Annotated in this window: 17 protein-coding genes; 13 read left to right on the forward strand and 4 right to left on the reverse strand. The window is 46.1% G+C overall.

The features are described 5' to 3' along the window. Window positions 1-75: 75 nt before the first annotated feature. Window positions 76-1548, forward strand: a complete 1473-nt coding sequence (locus tag TRNA_RS24695) for a carboxylesterase/lipase family protein (RefSeq protein WP_011197598.1) — start codon at window positions 76-78, stop codon at window positions 1546-1548. A 24-nt stretch (window positions 1549-1572) separates the two neighbouring features. Here the strand turns inward: TRNA_RS24695 and TRNA_RS24700 are convergent, their stop codons facing one another. Further along, window positions 1573-2850: an MFS transporter gene (locus TRNA_RS24700; RefSeq protein WP_003179395.1), complete on the reverse strand. Its 1278-nt coding sequence runs from the start codon at window positions 2848-2850 to the stop codon at window positions 1573-1575. Window positions 2851-3219: 369 nt separating this feature from the next. Here TRNA_RS24700 and TRNA_RS24705 point away from each other — a divergent pair, with 369 nt between their 5' ends. From TRNA_RS24705 to TRNA_RS24725, 5 genes are all read left to right on the forward strand, one after another. Next, window positions 3220-3900, forward strand: coding sequence for a PspA/IM30 family protein (locus TRNA_RS24705; protein ID WP_003179397.1), 681 nt, complete (start codon window positions 3220-3222; stop codon window positions 3898-3900). A 34-nt stretch (window positions 3901-3934) separates the two neighbouring features. Continuing rightward, the gene (locus TRNA_RS24710; protein ID WP_003179399.1) at window positions 3935-4960 is read left to right on the forward strand and encodes a TFIIB-type zinc ribbon-containing protein; all 1026 of its coding nucleotides are present in this window, start codon (window positions 3935-3937) and stop codon (window positions 4958-4960) included. Then, the gene (locus TRNA_RS24715) at window positions 4960-5727 is read left to right on the forward strand and encodes a TPM domain-containing protein (RefSeq protein ID WP_003179401.1); all 768 of its coding nucleotides are present in this window, start codon (window positions 4960-4962) and stop codon (window positions 5725-5727) included. Before TRNA_RS24710 ends, TRNA_RS24715 begins: the two co-directional genes overlap by 1 nt. Before the next feature lie 21 nt (window positions 5728-5748). Next, window positions 5749-6723, forward strand: coding sequence for an SPFH domain-containing protein (locus tag TRNA_RS24720; RefSeq protein ID WP_011197599.1), 975 nt, complete (start codon window positions 5749-5751; stop codon window positions 6721-6723). Window positions 6724-6982: 259 nt separating this feature from the next. Beyond that, on the forward strand, window positions 6983-8038 hold the full coding sequence (locus TRNA_RS24725; protein WP_003179406.1) for an LLM class flavin-dependent oxidoreductase: 1056 nt from the start codon (window positions 6983-6985) through the stop codon (window positions 8036-8038). 32 nt (window positions 8039-8070) lie between these two features. Here the strand turns inward: TRNA_RS24725 and TRNA_RS24730 are convergent, their stop codons facing one another. Beyond that, window positions 8071-8898 carry a TrmB family transcriptional regulator gene (locus tag TRNA_RS24730; protein WP_011197600.1) on the reverse strand — a complete coding sequence of 276 codons (828 nt, stop codon included), beginning with the start codon at window positions 8896-8898 and terminating at the stop codon, window positions 8071-8073. 146 nt (window positions 8899-9044) lie between these two features. Between TRNA_RS24730 and TRNA_RS24735 the strand changes: the two genes are divergently transcribed. The 4 genes from TRNA_RS24735 (at window position 9045) to ftsW (ending at window position 12834) form a co-directional block, all read left to right on the forward strand. Continuing rightward, window positions 9045-9677, forward strand: coding sequence for a homoserine/threonine efflux transporter (locus TRNA_RS24735; RefSeq protein WP_003179409.1), 633 nt, complete (start codon window positions 9045-9047; stop codon window positions 9675-9677). A gap of 194 nt (window positions 9678-9871) precedes the next feature. Next, window positions 9872-10516, forward strand: coding sequence for a helix-turn-helix domain-containing protein (locus TRNA_RS24740; RefSeq protein WP_003179411.1), 645 nt, complete (start codon window positions 9872-9874; stop codon window positions 10514-10516). A gap of 15 nt (window positions 10517-10531) precedes the next feature. Continuing rightward, a complete protein-coding gene (gene rodA, locus TRNA_RS24745; RefSeq protein ID WP_003179414.1) occupies window positions 10532-11689 on the forward strand; it encodes a rod shape-determining protein RodA in 1158 nt (385 codons plus the stop codon). Next, window positions 11686-12834, forward strand: a complete 1149-nt coding sequence (gene ftsW, locus TRNA_RS24750) for a putative lipid II flippase FtsW (protein WP_003179415.1) — start codon at window positions 11686-11688, stop codon at window positions 12832-12834. The genes rodA and ftsW overlap by 4 nt, the downstream gene beginning before the upstream one ends. Before the next feature lie 318 nt (window positions 12835-13152). Here ftsW and TRNA_RS44375 read toward each other — a convergent pair whose 3' ends face one another. Together TRNA_RS44375 and TRNA_RS24760 are read right to left on the reverse strand one after the other, a co-directional pair. Further along, window positions 13153-13239 carry a putative holin-like toxin gene (locus tag TRNA_RS44375; RefSeq protein ID WP_003179417.1) on the reverse strand — a complete coding sequence of 29 codons (87 nt, stop codon included), beginning with the start codon at window positions 13237-13239 and terminating at the stop codon, window positions 13153-13155. Window positions 13240-13522: 283 nt separating this feature from the next. Continuing rightward, entirely contained in the window at window positions 13523-13948 is a 426-nt protein-coding gene (locus tag TRNA_RS24760; RefSeq protein WP_003179421.1) for a VOC family protein, read from the reverse strand. Window positions 13949-14042: 94 nt separating this feature from the next. Here TRNA_RS24760 and TRNA_RS24765 point away from each other — a divergent pair, with 94 nt between their 5' ends. From TRNA_RS24765 to TRNA_RS24775, 3 genes are all read left to right on the forward strand, one after another. Continuing rightward, window positions 14043-14990, forward strand: a complete 948-nt coding sequence (locus TRNA_RS24765; protein ID WP_003179423.1) for a helix-turn-helix transcriptional regulator — start codon at window positions 14043-14045, stop codon at window positions 14988-14990. A 277-nt stretch (window positions 14991-15267) separates the two neighbouring features. Further along, window positions 15268-15945 carry a DUF3298 and DUF4163 domain-containing protein gene (locus TRNA_RS24770; protein WP_003179425.1) on the forward strand — a complete coding sequence of 226 codons (678 nt, stop codon included), beginning with the start codon at window positions 15268-15270 and terminating at the stop codon, window positions 15943-15945. 71 nt (window positions 15946-16016) lie between these two features. Then, on the forward strand, window positions 16017-17396 hold the full coding sequence (locus tag TRNA_RS24775) for a polysaccharide deacetylase family protein (RefSeq protein WP_009329173.1): 1380 nt from the start codon (window positions 16017-16019) through the stop codon (window positions 17394-17396). Window positions 17397-17490 lie beyond the last annotated feature (94 nt).

The following is a 17490-nucleotide window of genomic DNA, read 5'->3' on the forward strand; positions in this document are numbered from 1 at the left end:
CCAAAATGCAAGTATTCTGATTAGACGGTATGTTCCGATTCCATTATCATTGAAAAGTGAAAGGGGTGGAATAAAATGTATGATACAACTGTCGAAACACGCTTCGGAAAGCTGAAAGGCAGAGCGGAAAACGGAGTCCGTATCTTTAAAGGCGTTCCATACGCAAAACCTCCCGTCGGCGACCTAAGGTTTCGGGAACCGCAGCGAATGGAGGCCTGGGAAGGTGAGCTGGATGCTTTTCAATTTGGCCCGGTTTGTCCGCAGCCTGATGGGGTATTGCCTGAGTCAGCGGGGGTTCAAAAGTCTGAGGATTGCCTTTATTTAAATGTGTACGCACCCGAAGAGGCGGACGGGGATCTGCCTGTTATGGTGTGGATTCATGGGGGCGCTTTTTATCGCGGCGCCGGAAGTGAACCGCTCTATGACGGGACTCAGCTTGCAAAGCAGGGAAAGGTGATCGTGGTCACCATCAATTATCGCCTCGGTCCGTTCGGTTTTTTGCATCTATCCTCAATTGATGATTCCTACAGCAGCAATCTTGGCCTGCTGGATCAAATCGCGGCTCTCGAGTGGGTGAAAGACAATATCGCTTTCTTTGGCGGAGACCGTCATCACATTACGGTTTTTGGAGAGTCGGCGGGATCGATGAGCATCGCTTCGCTTTTGGCGATGCCGAAAGCAAAGGGGCTTTTTCAACAGGCCATTATGGAAAGCGGGGCTTCCGCAACTATGTCCGATAAGCTTGCGAAAGCTGCAGCAGAAAGATTCTTAAGGATTCTCGATATTGATCATCATCATCTGGAGCGCCTTCATGATGTATCTGATCAAGAACTTCTTGAAGCCGCCGATCAGCTGCGCACTTTAATGGGAGAAAATATTTTTGAATTGATTTTTCTGCCTGCGCTTGACGAAAAAACCTTGCCGCTGAAGCCGGAGGTCGCCGTCGCAAAAGGCGCGGCAAAAGAGATCAATCTATTAATCGGAACAAACCGTGATGAAGGCGTCTTGTTTTTTCCCTCTGATTCGGATCTTTTGCCTGAGAGCAAGATCAACGAGATTTTAGAAGAATACATGGGTAAAGAGGCCGCCGAAGCCGCCTCCTCTCTGTATCCGAGGTCATTGGAAGGCCATGTTGATATGATGACAGATCTGATCTTTTGGCATCCGTCTGTTGTGTTCGCTTCGGCTCAATCACGATATGCATCTGTCTTTATGTACCGGTTTGACTGGCATGCGGATTCAGAGCAGCCGCCGTTCAACAAAGCTGCGCACGGCTTAGAGATTCCGTTTGTATTTGGAAATATGGACATTTTGGAACAGCTGACAGGTACGAAGGCCGGTGAAGAAGCGCAGCTGCTTGCTGAACAGATCCAGGCTGCCTGGGTGTCTTTTGCCCGATCCGGAAATCCGAGCACCGATGATGTCAGCTGGCCTGATTATGATGAAGATTCACGGAAAACGCTGATTTTTGATCAAGAGGTCGCAGTTGAAAGCGATCCTTATTCAGATAAGAGAAAGATGTTGACAGCCCCGAACCCGCAGATTTAGAACAAGCGGGCCTGACCTGTGTGGTCAGCCGCTTTGATGATAGCGTTCGCTTTGAATGGCTTCAAGCGATTTGCCGCGCGTTTCCGGCGCCATACGGAGCCCGATGATCATATGAATGACGAGAAATGCAATCATGACGGCGCCGGCTGTTTTGAAGCCCAAGCCCGTAATCATCGCCGGAACGACCAATGAGATGAGTCCGACGCCGATGCGGACGATGAAGAACATGAAGCCTTGAGCGAGCGCCCTGTATTTCGTATGAAACAGCTCTGCCGCCCACAGTCCGTAAAACGCCTGCGCTCCAAAACCCGCAGAAATGCCCCACAGGCATACGAATAATAAAAGCTCCGTGATGTTCATCGTGCCGAAGGTGAGGATGACCCATGCGGCGGTTGCCATAGCTGCTCCTATGCCAAAAAGCAACTTCCGATTGACTTTATCGCCGAGACGGATAAAGACGAAGTATGTGGACGCCACAGTCAAAATCCATAAAAATGCCTGCAGCAGGTTGGCTTGTGCCGCTGTTAGGCCGCCGACCGTCTCATAGATATACGGCATGAAATATCCCATCGTCCCGGCAACAAGGTTCCAAAACGCATAAATTCCGATGAGGAGAATCATCGCGCGAAGGTTCGCTTTGTTGGTCAACAGCTCTTTGATCGACGCCTTTTCTTCAACTCCTTTTGCTTTGTCTTCGGCTTCTTTTCGCTTTTGCTCCTCCCAGATGGACGATTCGTGAATCTGCTGCTGCAAAATCCAGGTGATGACTGCGACGACGAATAATTGGGCAAAAATCAACCGGCTTCCCATTAAACCGAGCGGCGCCAAGGCAACTGATAACAGCAGCGTAAGCGCCGGTCCGACCGACCATGCCAGCTGCCCCCAGCCGACGCGTCCGGCCCGTTCATGGTCAGGGGCCTCCTCGGCAATGTAAGTCCAAGCAGCCGGAATTGCTGCGCCCACCGCAATTCCCGTCACGATGTATCCGGTTAAAAGCATGGGAAAATTAAACGACGCGGCGATCAGTAAAACGCCAAGCATATAGACTAATAGATCGTATTTATATATGAATTTTCTCCCGTAACGGTCGACTAAAAAACCGCCGAGAAAAGCGCCGATCGCCGCGCCGAAACCATTTGCGCTTAAGGCGCCGAGAAGTCCGACCCGGGCGTCGTCCAATCCTAAATATTCAACCCATAACGAAAGCCCGCCGGCCCCCGCGACGATGGATCCCGCCTCCAAATAGTTGGACATGGCGACCGTAATCGTCGACTTCAAACTGCCTTTTTTTCTCCCTGGCATGATTCGTTCCCCTTTCAAATCAGAATTCTTTTCTGACAGAAGCCGGATTGATGCGTTGAATGCTCGATTTTACCCTAGCGAGTCATGCAAAATTGTAAGCGTTATCATCTCGTGGTAATCCCGACCTTGCATCCGTTCCAGCCTTCAGGCTGTTCCGAATGTTTTGCTTATAGTATTACTTTATTCGGAAAACAAAAATAAATCAACATAAAAATCAGAATATTCCGTCTGAATATTTTTGTTTTTGTTTGGATTTTTTTCTCGAAAAACTGCCATTATATCAATTTTTTATTAAAAAACCGAAACTTTTCCTCTGGAAAATAGTATATTTAAACTAAGTATATTTTACTATAAGGAGGAATTTCTTAGATGAGTATATTAAGCAGGTTCAAAGACATTATGGCCAGCAATATTAACGCTTTGCTGGATAAAGCGGAGAACACGGAAAAAATGGTGGATCAGTATGTCAGGAACTTAAACAGCGACTTAAACAAAGTAAAGGCGGAAACGGCGTCCGTCATGGCGGCCGAGCAAAGGGCAAAAAGAGAACTGGCGGATTGCCGGGCGGAAATCGACAAGCTTGAGCGCTATGCAATGAAGGCTTTGGAAGCCGGCAGCGAGGCGGATGCCCGAACATTTTTAGAAAAGAAAGCGGTGCTTGAAACGAAGGCATCCGAGTTAGAAACTGCGTTTCAAACGGCGTCATCCAATGCGAATCAAATGAAAAAAATGCACGATAAGCTCGTTTCCGATATCGGGGAGCTTGAAGCACGCCGCGCCGCGATCAAAGCGAAATGGACAGCGGCGAAAACACAGGAAAGAATGAATAAACTCGGTGCATCTGCAGCGAATGCCAACCATTCAATGTCCGCTTTCGGCAGAATGGAAGAAAAGGCAAACCGGGCGCTTGATGAAGCGAATGCGATGGCTGAATTGAACGCCGCTCCTCAAGATGACATAGAAGACCTGAAGGCTAAATATGACAGCCCTTCTAATGTGGATGATGCGCTTGCCGCATTGAAAGCGAAAATGGCGGGTCAAAAGTCATAGCATTTGAAATGAATAAAGTGAGAGGTTAAGAGACATGGTAATTTCTTATAAATGTCCGGGCTGCGGGGATGACATGGCCTTTGACGCTGAATCGGGCACGCTCGCCTGCCGCAGCTGCGGGAGACAGGACAAGATTGAAAACATTCCGGAAGAATTGAAAACTGCGAGATTTACTGAAGATGAAGCAACAGAATATCATTGCCAAAACTGCGGCGCTATTTTGATCACTGAGAAAGAAACGACGGCTACATCCTGCAGCTTTTGCGGAGGAGCGGCAGTGATCGCCGACCGCCTGTCCGGAAGCCTTGCTCCGGCAAAGGTCATTCCTTTTACGATCAGCAAAGAGGAGGCGGCGGACGCGTTTCGCAAGTGGTGCAGAAAAGGGCTGCTCACACCAAAGGGCTTTATGTCGGCTGACCGGATTAAAAGCATTACAGGCATGTACGTCCCTTTCTGGATGTACGATTTAAACAGCAAAGTGCAGGTCAGCGCCCGCTGCACAAAGGTACATAGGTATATACAGGGCGACTATATCTACACGGAGACCGAACATTATGATGCGTTTCGCGATATCAATCTCGACTACATCAAAGTCCCGGTGGATGCCTCAGAAAAGATGAACGATCAATTGATGGACAAATTGGAGCCATATCCATATGATCAGCTGAAAGATTTTAAAACGGCCTATTTGGCAGGCTACATCGCTGAAAAATATAATTACGATGATGAAGAGCTTTTTCCGCGGGCGAAAAGCAAAATCAGCGGCTACATCGAGTCATATATCGATTCCACCCTGTCCGGGTACAGCTCAGTCGATGTGAAAACGAAACACGTCGATACACAAAAAGTGAAAAGCTTGTATGTGCTTTTGCCCGTCTGGATGGTCAATTACAACTACAAACAAAAGGATTACATCTTTGCCATGAACGGACAAACGGGAAAAGTCGTCGGCAAGCCGCCGATCAGCTCATTTAAAGAAAAAATGTGGTTCAGCGGGCTGGCCGTCTCCATATTTGCACTCTGGAAAATCATTGCTGCTGTAATGGGAGGCGGGGCGTGATGAGAAGTTTATTGAGAAGCGCGATGATCTTATGTATGATTTTCCTTGTCTTCATCCCTATAGCCTCCGGTGCGGCAGCCTCTGAACAGAAGCGGTTTGTTTATGATGAAGCCGGGCTTCTGACCAAACAGGAAATCGAGAAGCTGGAAACGCTGGCAGCCAAATTGGGCGCCGAACGGGAGACCGACTTTATCATTGTGACGACCAATGATACAAACGGCCGCGATGTAAAGAAATATGCGGAGGACTTCTATGACGAAAAAGCGCCCGGCTACCAGAAGAAGCACGGAAATGCAGCCGTATTAACGGTAGATATGGAGCATAGAGAAGTCTATCTTGCCGGCTTTAAAAAGGCTGAAGAATATTTGAATGACGCCAGGCTGGACAAAATTAGAGAAAAAATCACGCCGGATATATCCGACAAGCATTATGAGGCCGCATTCGAAATGTTTATGAAGGCGGCGCATGATGATATGGAGAAGAAACCGTGGGCGGACAGCATCTTTTTTAAGACGTGGTTTCAATTGCTTGTTTCGGCAGTCATCGCGGGAATTGCCGTCGCCATTATGAAATACAATTCAGGCGGCAAAGTGACAGTAAGTGCAAGCACTTATATGAACGGTGATACGTCCGGAGTGATCAGAAATAATGACGAATACATCAGAACGACCGTCACAAAACAGAGAAAACCGTCCAATAATAAAAGCTCAGGCGGCGGAACGACGAGCGGAGGCCATTCGCACAGCGGCAGCCGGGGAAGCTTTTAGAAAGGGAAAGGAAGAGCTTAAATGGTGTTTTTTAGAAATCAATTTGCAAATGTAGTAGAGTGGGATGAATTTCGCGATGATATGATTTTCTATAAATGGAACAACCGCGAAATCAAAAAGGGGAGCCGGCTGATCATTCGCCCCGGTCAGGATGCCGTCTTTTTAAACAACGGAAAAATTGAAGGCATTTTCCAGGATGAGGGCGACTATGATATTGAATCCGAAATTATTCCTTTTTTATCCACTTTAAAAGGTTTTAAATTTGGCTTTAACAGCGGGATGCGCGCCGAAGTCCTGTTTGTCAACACGAAGGAATTTACCGTCAAGTGGGGGACGAAGAATGCCATCAATATCCCGGCTGCAGGACTTCCGGGCGGCATGCCGATCAGGGCGAACGGAAGATTTAACTTTAAGGTGAATGATTATGTCGCATTAATCGATAAAATTGCCGGTGTGAAAGATCAGTATGTTGTGGAAGATATCAAAATACGGATCACATCCATTCTCGATCAGCTTCTGATGAAGTGGATCACAAAAGAAGGAAAAGATATGTTCAACCTTCAAGCCAACGCCTTTGATATCGCAAAGGGAATCAAGGAAGATCTTGATATGGAGATTGTCGGCGACGGCATGACGATAACAGGCTTTAACATCATGAGTTTCAATTATCCGAAAGAAGTCCAGGACATGATCACGAAAAACGCTTCCCACGGCATGGTCGGCGATCTGAACAGATATCAGCAGATTTCAATGACAGACGGCATGGCTTCAGGAAAGATGACAGGCGGCGGTGCCGCATCTGACATGGCCGGCATGATGATGGGGATGAACGTGGCGAACCAAATGATGAATCAGATGAACCAAAATCAGCAGGCGCAAACACAGACGCCACCAAGCGCGCCGCAGCCAGCGGCAAAACCGAACTTCTGTCCAAACTGCGGAACGAAAACGGGCGAAGCCAATTTCTGTCCGAACTGCGGTCAGAAGCTAGTGTAAGCGGGGGGATCGGTTGATGCCGGCAAAGTTGGTATCTTCTATGTGAATGAGGGCTTTCGCTGCCGGCACGATCGCCGGCATACCAAGCCGGAAACTGATGGAACAGAAGCTGATCCTGATACACAAGTCGGATTAATTGCGTGATCAGAGCGCCCGCCGTATTCTATATATAACAATGATGTCGGATGAAAAGAATGCGGCATACATCAATCAAGGATGTACAGAATAATCAAAGGAAACAATCTGGAGGAAAAGCGACATGGAATTAGGCATCAGCACCTTTGTAGAAACGACCCCTGATATCAAAACCGGAAAAGTCATCAGCCATGCGGAGCGGCTGCGCGAAGTAGTGGAGGAGATCGTCCTTGCCGATCAGGTGGGCTTGGATGTATTCGGAGTTGGAGAGCATCATCGTCAAGATTACGCAGCTTCTTCTCCTGCCGTCGTCCTGGCCGCAGCAGCTTCACAGACGAAGCGCATCAGATTAACGAGCGCGGTCACCGTGCTGTCGTCGGCTGATCCCGTCCGTGTTTTTCAGGATTTTGCGACGCTCGACGGGATTTCAAACGGCAGGGCGGAAATCATGGCGGGCAGGGGGTCTTTCATCGAATCCTTTCCGCTGTTTGGATATGATTTAGACGATTATGATGAGCTCTTTGAAGAAAAGCTTGATTTGCTGCTCGAACTGCAAAAGTCGGAAAGGGTCACATGGAGCGGCAAGCATCGCCCGGCTATTCACAATACAGGCGTTTACCCGCGTCCCGTGCAGAAGCCGCTGCCTGTATGGATCGGAAGCGGCGGAAACCAGGAATCCGTCGTTCGCGCCGGCCTGCTCGGCCTGCCGCTGGTTCTCGCGATCATCGGCGGGAGTCCGCAGCACTTTGCCCCGCTTGTTGAGCTTTATTACAAAGCAGCGGAACATGCAGGGCATGACGCCTCAAAGCTGATTGTCGCTTCCCATTCCCACGGCTTTATCGCGGAGGATACCGAGACGGCCGCCGATCGTTTTTTCCCTTCCACCCAGCAGGCCATGAATACGCTCGCAAGAGAGCGGGGCTGGGGGCCGTACAGCCGGTCGAGCTTCGATGCAGCCAGAAGCTTTGAAGGGGCGCTCTATGTAGGCGATCCTGAGACGGTGGCGGAAAAAATTATTCATCTGCGCAAGAATGTCGGGATCACCCGATTTTTGCTTCACGTTCCGGTCGGTTCGATGCCGCACGAAGATGTCATGAAGGCGATTGAACTTTTTGGAACAAAAACGGCGCCGCTCGTCAGGGAAGAAGTATCCCGCTGGGAGGCATCCGAAAGGTCATAACATGAAAGGCCCGCGCTTTAGCGCAGGCCTTTTTATTTCATATAATGCTTTTTAAAATCCGGATGTATCGAAAATTTGCGGCGCAAATGGATCAGGTTTTCGCCGAAACTTTCCTCCAATACCTCTCTGTGCTTCTCCATGATTTCCATCAGGTACAAATCATGAATCATCACTTCGGTAATCGGCATCACCAAGCCTACATGCATCGTCCAGGCTGCGCGGCTGTCTTTCCCATGCGAGACAATGCCGGCCACAACTTCTGAATCGTCGACGCTGAATACGAGCCAGCGTCCGTCATACTCTTCTGTAATTTGCCTGCTGTTGTCATGTAGATAGACATTGGCGAAATCCGCTTCAATGTCGCCGTATGCAATAATGGTCACAATGACGCCTTTTTTTGCGGCCCGCTTGAGCTCAGGCTCCAATTCAGGAAAATCCTCTTTCCAAATTTCCAGGAGAATCCTTTTTCCGGCCGATGATATGCACGCCTTTACTTTATCGAGAATCTCGCTTCGCCCGGTGATGTTCCAAATATTTTCCCGGTCATTTGCAGTGCGCTCAAACTTCTCGAAATATTTTTCTGCCTGTTCAAAAGTCTCTTCCGCTTTCATCCGCCGGTTTTTAATCAGGTCCTTGGCGGGAACGGGAATGTACTGCGGTGTGTTGCCGTAGCTGACAAATATATCGCCGCGGATTACAAGGCTCTCCAGCACTTCGTATATTTTCGACCGGGGAACACCCGATTTTTTTGCCACCGCATAGCCTGTCAGCGGCGATTCTTCCAAGAGCGCCAAGTATGCTTTCGATTCATACTCGGTGAAATTCAGGTTTTTCAGTACGTCTAATATGTTTTCCTTCATAAGCCCTCCAGCTTCAACAAGAGTCGCTACCTTTGTCACTCATATTTTGCTGGATGTATTGATTTATTTCAAGTCCGCTGATACACTTTTTATAAGTGGTTACTTGAGTAGTCACTATATAAAAACAGTATGGGGGGAGACATCTGATGGATAGCCTGCTGTCATACATATCGATTGCAGCCATGATGGTGGTGATACCCGGAGCCGATACGATGCTTGTGGTGAAAAACACGCTTCGATACGGTCCGAACGCCGGGCGCTGCAATGTTCTCGGCTTGGCGACGGGGCTTTCTTTCTGGACGCTGATTGCCGTTCTCGGCTTAGCGGTGGTGATTGCGAAATCGGTGATTCTGTTCAATACGATCAAATACTTGGGGGCGGCCTATTTAATATATTTAGGCATTAAAAGCTTTTTCGCGAAAAAAATGTTTTCTTTGGAAGAGATACAAGCCGAGAAGAACAAAAACGAAAACGCATCAAGCCGGCATTATAAGGATTCTTTTATGCAAGGATTGTTCAGCAACATTCTGAATCCGAAAACTGTTTTGGTCTATATCACGATTATGCCTCAATTTATTAACTTAAGAGAAAGCGTCAACCAGCAGTTGATCATCCTCGCTTTAATCCTTACTTTTCTTGCTGTGTTTTGGTTCCTCATCCTCGTATATTTGATCGATTTCGCAAAGAAATGGCTGAGAAGCGTGAAATTCCAGAAGATCTTTCAAAAAGCTGCGGGTCTGGTGCTTGTCGGATTTGGCGTTAAAACGGGTTTAGATTGATATTGGAGAACGAGTGAGCGCTTTGGCTCACTTTTTTTGTTTATTTGTCAACGATTATTTGATAGAAAACACTAGATGAAATAAGAGTGCTATGGTTATTCGTTGACATTTTGACAACGATTCTATATATTTATACCGACTTGGTCTTTGGGCTGATAGATTGATACATTTTTAGCGTGGGAGGAGAAAAGCTCGTGGATGAACAAAAGAAAAATCAGCTGGGAGTGCTGCTGAAAGAGCAGTTGCGAAAACGATCATTATCTTTAAGAGAATTGAGCGAACGCACTCAAATCGATAAAGCGACCATCTCAAGAATCATCAATGGCAAAAGAAAAGCAAACCTGAACCATTTGCAAAGGTTTTCAGAAAGCTTCGGCGTTTCTTTTGATGAGCTGATGACAGCGGCCGGCTATGCGATGGAGAAGACGCAGGAAAGCGAACGTCCGGATATTCACTCGTCAGTTGCCGAAATTGAAGATGTTTTGCAAACCTCAAATGTCTATGATCGGCCATTTACCATGGAAGAACTGAAAAACAAATTGAATGAGTGCGAACAATATTCTCAGACGGAGGAAGGAAAGCGTACCATTCTGGCTGAGTTTGAATCTAAAATCGAGAAAGTTGCCGGCATTGGTCCTTTTCTGACCCGTCTGCACGACATGTACAGCAGATTTACCTCGGGGCGGGGGACGCCGCGTGAATTGCTGCTGATGGGCGGCGCTTTGCTGTATTTCATCGTTTCTGTTGATGTCATACCGGATTATATTTTTCCGATCGGCTATATCGATGATGCGGCAGCGGTTCATTTCGTTTTCAACCAGCTGTCATATAAATCATGATGGAGCATGTTCAAGATGAAAAGAAAGCATATCAACATTGACATCAGTCTGCTGCTCATTCTATTTTGTTTGTTTATCATCAGCCTGCTGGCCGTTTACAGCGGGTCGGGCCAGTATGAAACACAGGACCCTTTTTATTTTGCCAAACGGCAGGTCTTTTGGTATCTTGTCGGGTTTGGCGTCATGGCGGGAACGGCCTACATCGACTATGAGCTGCTTGAACGATTGGCGCTTCGTTTATTTGTGGGAGCCGTTTTTCTTCTGATTCTCGTTCATTTTTTTGGAACTTACAAAAACGGTTCGCAAAGGTGGATCAGCTTCGGGGTCATCGAAATCCAGCCTTCAGAATTTATGAAGATCATTTTGATTCTTCTGCTGGCTTCGATACTCAATCAATTTCAGCATAAAAGGTTCTCCTTCGCCGAGAGCATCATTCCGACGGGAAAAATCATGATGTACACGGTGATTCCGTTTTTCTTTATATTGGTTCAGCCAGATTTAGGGTCCGCATTGGTGATTTTATCGATCGCATTCACGTTGATGCTGGTCTCGGGGATTTCGGGCAGGATGATCGTGTCCCTGTCACTTGGATTCATGGCATTGGTTGCCTTTTTGACGTATTTGCACAATCATTACTTTGAGATATTTTCAAAGATTATTAAGCCTCACCAGCTTGACCGGATATATGGCTGGCTCAGTCCTCATGAACATGCCTCTACATATGGATACCAGCTGACGCAGGCGTTATTGGGGATCGGATCAGGCCAGCTGTCAGGGAGCGGCTTTACTCAAGGAATCCAAGTTCAGGGAGGGAAAATTCCGGAGGCTCATACTGATTTTATTTTCGCCGTGATTGGTGAGGAATTCGGTTTTTTGGGTGCCGTAACATTAGTCTGTCTGTATTTTCTGATGATCTACAGAATCATCAGGATTGCGCTTTCGTCCAACAGTCTGTTCGGTCTTTATATATGTGCGGGGGTTGCAGGGTTGATTGTATTCCAAGTGTTCCAAAATATCGGGATGACGATCGGGTTAATGCCGATCACGGGGCTCGCTCTTCCGTTTATCAGCTATGGCGGCAGCGCGCTGTTGACCAACATGATCGCTTTAGGTCTCGTTTTCAGTGTGAATATCAGATCTAAACATTACATGTTTGGGAATGATTGGGGATGAAGTTGCTCAAAATGATTCTTTCCCATCTAAAGAAACTTGATTATGTATTGATTGCCGCGGTTCTGTTTTTATCTGCGTTTGGCTTGCTGATGGTATACAGCGCCGGCTACCCCCTCGGATATATGAAGTATCATGATGGCAGCTATTTTTTTATGAAGCAGCTGCAATGGCTGCTCATCGGTTTGGCCTTTTTTTCGGCTGCCGCCATTTTCCCATACAAAGCTTACAGCAAACTCATTCGGTTTTTGGTGAAGCTTTCTTTTTTAATGCTGATTCTCGTTTTGCTGCCGGGAATCGGGATGGAGAAAAACAATTCCCAAAGGTGGATTCAATTCGGTTCGCTCATGATTCAGCCGTCTGAGGCTGTGAAGCTTGTGATGGTTATTTATTTCGCCTATGTGTATGCAAAAAAGCAGAAATACATCGCCGATTTCGGAAAGGGCGTCATGCCGCCGCTGCTGATTTTGGCGGCTGTGTTTTTTTTGATTTTAAAACAGCCTGACTTGGGCACCGCCGTTTCCATCCTGTTAAGCTGCGGAGCGGTTCTGTTGTGCGCCGGCCTCAGAATGCGGCACTTGCTGCTTCTCGGAACAATGGCAGGGGCTGGCATCGCATATTTTGCAATAACAGCGCCGTACCGGTTAAAAAGGCTGACATCGTTCAGCGATCCTTTTCAAAATGAAAACGGAGACGGCTACCAGTTGATCAATTCCTACCTTGCCATTGATTCGGGCGGGTTATGGGGGAATGGATTGGGGAACAGCGTTCAAAAGCTGGGATTTCTTCCCGAAGCCCATACGGACTTTATCATGGCGGTCATCACTGAAGAACTCGGCGGTATCGGGCTGGCGGTGATCATCTGGGCTTACCTGTTGATCATGTTCAGAGGGGTTCGGATCGCTGTGCAAATCGATGATCCGTTTGGAAAGCTGCTGGCGGTCGGCCTTACTTTCCAGATCATGATTCAAGCGTTATTTAACCTGGGCGCTGTTTTCGGCCTTCTTCCCATTACCGGAATTCCTCTTCCGTTTGTCAGCTACGGAGGTTCTTCGTTATTGTTCATGCTGACGACAGCCGGGATATTGGTCAACCTCTCATCACATGTTAAGCGGGGAGTTAAAAAAGATGTGGCCTTTCTTTTGTAGAGAGTCTTTTCTTAACTTTGAAGTGGAGAATTTTATCTCAAAGTTACGATTGTTGATCTTGTCTTCTCATATAGAATTTGACCGGGACGTGTTTATACATATAAATGCGTTCATATTGATAAATAAAGGAAATCATGATATATTCAAGGTGTATGAAACAGAATAATCTCTTTATATGAATGCATAAACTAAAAAAGACCGGAAGATGCGGCAACATCTCCCGGAAGCAACAGAGAGGCTCCATAAAAAGGAGTCGGCTCTATTTTTAGATCCCAATTAAAAAGTAAGATCGTCTTGGTGTGGGAATCAAGGGCGATCTTACTTTTTTTTGTCGTTTGATGACAGAATGGCCACTACGAGAATGCCGAAAGACACCATGAGTTGCAAGGCCTCTGATACTGTCACATGCTCACCCCCTTTCTCTTCAAGAGATGGAGGATGAGCCGACCGCCCTTATATAGAACCGAACTGCTGCCAACCCTTATTATACCAAAAAGCAGAGTTGTTTCCATAAATGTCCGTTGACATGCAAATTTGAAAAACCGCAGTTTTCTTAAAACGTTCTGCGGTCAAACTGAGTAAATGCTGTTTTTTCTTAGCCGGAACCCTGCTCATTCCTTTAGCAGCTGATCTAGTGCAAAACAGGCCGGTTCATTAAAACCCGGCCTGTTTGAAATATATTGTTCATTTATGCGGGACGCGCGGCAAAAATTTGGAAGGCAACGCCGAACGGATCAGTGACAATGCCGTATGCGGGACTGAAATAAGTTTCCTTCAGCTCAAGCTTGACCTCGCCCCGCTCGCTCAGCTTGCCGAAAAGCCGCTTGGCCGAAGAAACATCGGCTGCCGTTACGCAAATGGACAATTGGTTTCCGCTTTGGAAAGGCAGTTCAGGAATAATGTCGGCGATCATCAGGACAGCGTCGCCGATTGTCAAAACGGCATGTGCGATGAAATCCAATTCGTCTTCCTTAAAGTTCGCTGCCTCATCTGCGGGGCCTTCACCAATCGTCTGACTGAACTTTACTTCGGCATCGAGTACATCACGGTAATAATCAATCGCTTCCTTTGCTCTTCCATTCATCAGGATATAAGGTGTGAATCGCGTTTTCATAGGGGGAACATCTCCTTTTTTTGTTGATCTAAGGAGATTGTATATTATAATGGTGACAACTAATGTCGTGGTTAAAAAATAATTGGAGGTATTCATGTCTAAAGCGAAACGATTGAATGAAATGATCATGATGGTAAACCGGAAAAAACGATTTACGGTCGGGGAGCTGGCGCGGGAATTCGGGGTTTCAAAGAGAACGGTTTTAAGGGATTTGCAAGAGCTCAGCGAAATGGGGGTGCCCCTCTATTCTGAAACCGGCCCCCACGGAGGATATCAGGTGTTAAATGAAAGGATTCTTCCTCCCATCGCCTTCAGCGAGAACGAAGCGATCTCAATCTTCTTTGCGATCGATGCACTGAAGCATTATATATCCCTGCCGTTTGATGCCCAGTACGCATCCATCAAAAAGAAATTTTATTTAAACCTTTCAGGAGATATCCGGGATGCGATTGACAGTATGAAGGACCGCGTTGCTTTTTATACGCCTTATGAGCAAACAGACGACATTCCGGTTTTAAAGGTGCTGCTTGAGGCAGCGGTTCAGCAAAAGGTGTTGATCATCGAGTATGAAGCAAATGGCGCATCAAGCAAGAGGAGCATTCAGCCGATCGGAATCTATGCCAATCAAGGGAAGTGGTATTGCCCGGCTTACTGTTTTTTAAGAAAGGATTACCGCATATTCAGGTGCGACCGGATCAAGCGGGCCGAGCTTGATGAACATAAGGCACCGATTGATTTGTCCGGCCTCAATTTAAAGAACCGTTTTTCGGCTTTGTCCCGGCCAAGGGAGACATTGGAATTATCCGCCGAGCTGACAAAAAAGGGAGTAGAGCGGCACGGTTCACTCAAATGGCCGCACCTTGAACTGCATGTAAGAGAAGATGGGTCCGGCGTGCTGAAAGGCGAAATCGCGCCGAAGGATATCGATTTTTTTGCGGATTATTTCATTTCGTTCGGCCGGGAAGCGGTTATTCAGAAGCCTTCCAAATTAATTGAAAGGATGAAACGGACATTATCCGACATGCTGAAACAATACGGCTGAAATGAAGACTCCGGTATACCGCAGCCTGCGTTTTTCTGCATTTAAAGTTCCGCAAAAAACGCGTGAAGACGCATGTCTTCTTCATCCTCCAGTTAAAGACACTCTCAGGAATCGAGAGTGTCTTATTTTTGCCGTCAGAAGAAATTTTTACCCAAAAAAGTTGACGGCAGATTTAAAAGTGAGTATCATTACAAATATGATATTAATATTACATTTTTGTTACAAAAGAAAATGATATGTTACGAGTTTAAAAGAAGATTGACAAAGGAGCATGCTTATGAAAAAAGCGATGGCTATTTTAGGATTCCTTGTACTCACAGCATCGCTGCTATTTATCATCAATAAAGGAACATCTCAAATAAACGCTTCACAAAATAGAAAAGCCGCGGTTCACACGGAGTATTACAAAGACATCAGTTCGCTTTCTTTTCCGGTATTCAGCGATTTGAAGGAAGAGGATGCCAAGCTGGCCAACGATGCGGTAAAACTTCATTTAAAAAATTCCTATAAAGAATTTCAAAAAATCGTTAATGATGCCGAAAAGAAGGATAAGGATGAAGAAAACGTTTATGAAACGTCCTACAAAGTCAAATACAACGAGGAAGGCAAACTGAGCTTTTTAATCTATGACTATCAGTTCTCCGGCGGTGCGCACGGCATGTACACCGTAACATCCTACAACTTTGACTTTGACAAGCATAAACAAGTCGTGCTGACTGACGTATTAAACAATCAGGCGAAAATCGAAAAGGCAAAAAACTATATTTTCAGCTATATCAACGAACATCCGGAACAGTTTTATTCTGATCTTAAAAAGAGCGATATCCGTTTGGATGAACATACGGCATTCTATTATACAAGCAGCGGAATTTCAATTGTATTTCAGCAGTATGATATCGCCCCGTATGCAGCCGGAAACCAGGAAATAAAGCTTCCGTCGACGCTTTTATATTAGCCCCGGCATTAGATCTAATATTTGTAATAGAAACAGAGAGAGCAAGTCATGAAACAGGAGAGTGAGCAGCGATGTCTGGCAAACCATCATTTCGATGGGTTAAAATGTTGATTTTTTTAACGATATTAATAGGTTTGGCAGGGTACTCTTACAATAAAGTGTCAAGCAACAGCCAAGAGCCCCCTCAGCCAAAAAAAGACCGCGGACAATCCGGCCTCGGCGTCGAATCCATGGTCAATGACAGCAAACAAGAGAGGTATGCCATCCATTATCCGGTGTTTCACATAAAAGAAATCGATGAACAAATAAAAGATTATGTGAATCAAGAATTGGCCGGTTTTAAAGAGGATAACGCAAAGGCCCAGGCTCAGGATGAAGACGGGCCTTTTGAACTGAACATTAAATATAAGGTTGTCTATTATACAAAGGATACGGCCAGTGTTGTGCTGAATCAATACATAGAGGCCGGCGGCGTATCGGGTACAACATCTGTCAAGACGTTTAACGCTGATTTAAAGCAGAAAAAGCTGCTGTCCCTTCAAGATCTGTTTGAAGAGAATTCAGATTTTCTGAACAGGATTTCAAGCATTGCCTATCAGGAATTGAAAAATCGGAATCCGTCTGCTGACATGGCTTTATTAAAAGAAGGGACGAGCCCTCAGGAAGAACATTTCAGCCGCTTCGCGCTTCTTGAAAACGAGGTGGAATTTTATTTTGAGAAAAAACAAACCGGTCTTGAACAGTCTGTAAAAATAAAAAAAGAATGGGTAAAAGATATTTTAAAAGACCGATATCAGGATATGAAAAAGAATCGTCTTCAGGCCAAACCTGATCAGGAGCCTGTTCCGCTTCCGAAGCAAGCGAAAATTAATCCCGATGAAAAAGTGATTGCCCTCACATTTGATGACGGTCCGAATCCCGCTACAACGAATAAAATATTAAACGCTTTACAGAAGCATGAAGGGCATGCGACCTTCTTTGTGCTTGGAAGCAGAGCGCAATATTATCCCGAAACGATAAAACGGATGCTGAAGGAAGGAAACGAAGTCGGCAACCATTCCTGGGACCATCCGTTATTGACAAGGCTGTCAAATGAAAAAGCGTATCAGGAGATTAACGACACGCAAGAAATGATCGAAAAAATCAGCGGACACCTGCCTGTACACTTGCGTCCTCCATACGGCGGGATCAATGATTCCGTCCGCTCGCTTTCCAATCTGAAGGTTTCATTGTGGGATGTTGATCCGGAAGATTGGAAGTACAAAAATAAGCAAAAGATTGTCAATCATGTCATGAGCCATGCGGGAGACGGAAAAATCGTCTTAATGCACGATATTTATGCAACGTCCGCAGATGCTGCTGAAGAGATTATTAAAAAGCTGAAAGCAAAAGGCTATCAATTGGTAACTGTATCTCAGCTTGAAGAAGTGAAGAAGCAGAGAGGCTATTGAATAAATGAGTAGAAAGCGCCATATCGGCGCTTTTCTTTTGGAAGAAAATATAGGGAAAATGGTATTTGTTAAAAATTCTGAATATTTATACAAT

The sequence above is a fragment of the Bacillus licheniformis DSM 13 = ATCC 14580 genome (assembly GCF_000011645.1).
Taxonomy (GTDB): Bacteria; Bacillota; Bacilli; order Bacillales; family Bacillaceae; genus Bacillus; species Bacillus licheniformis.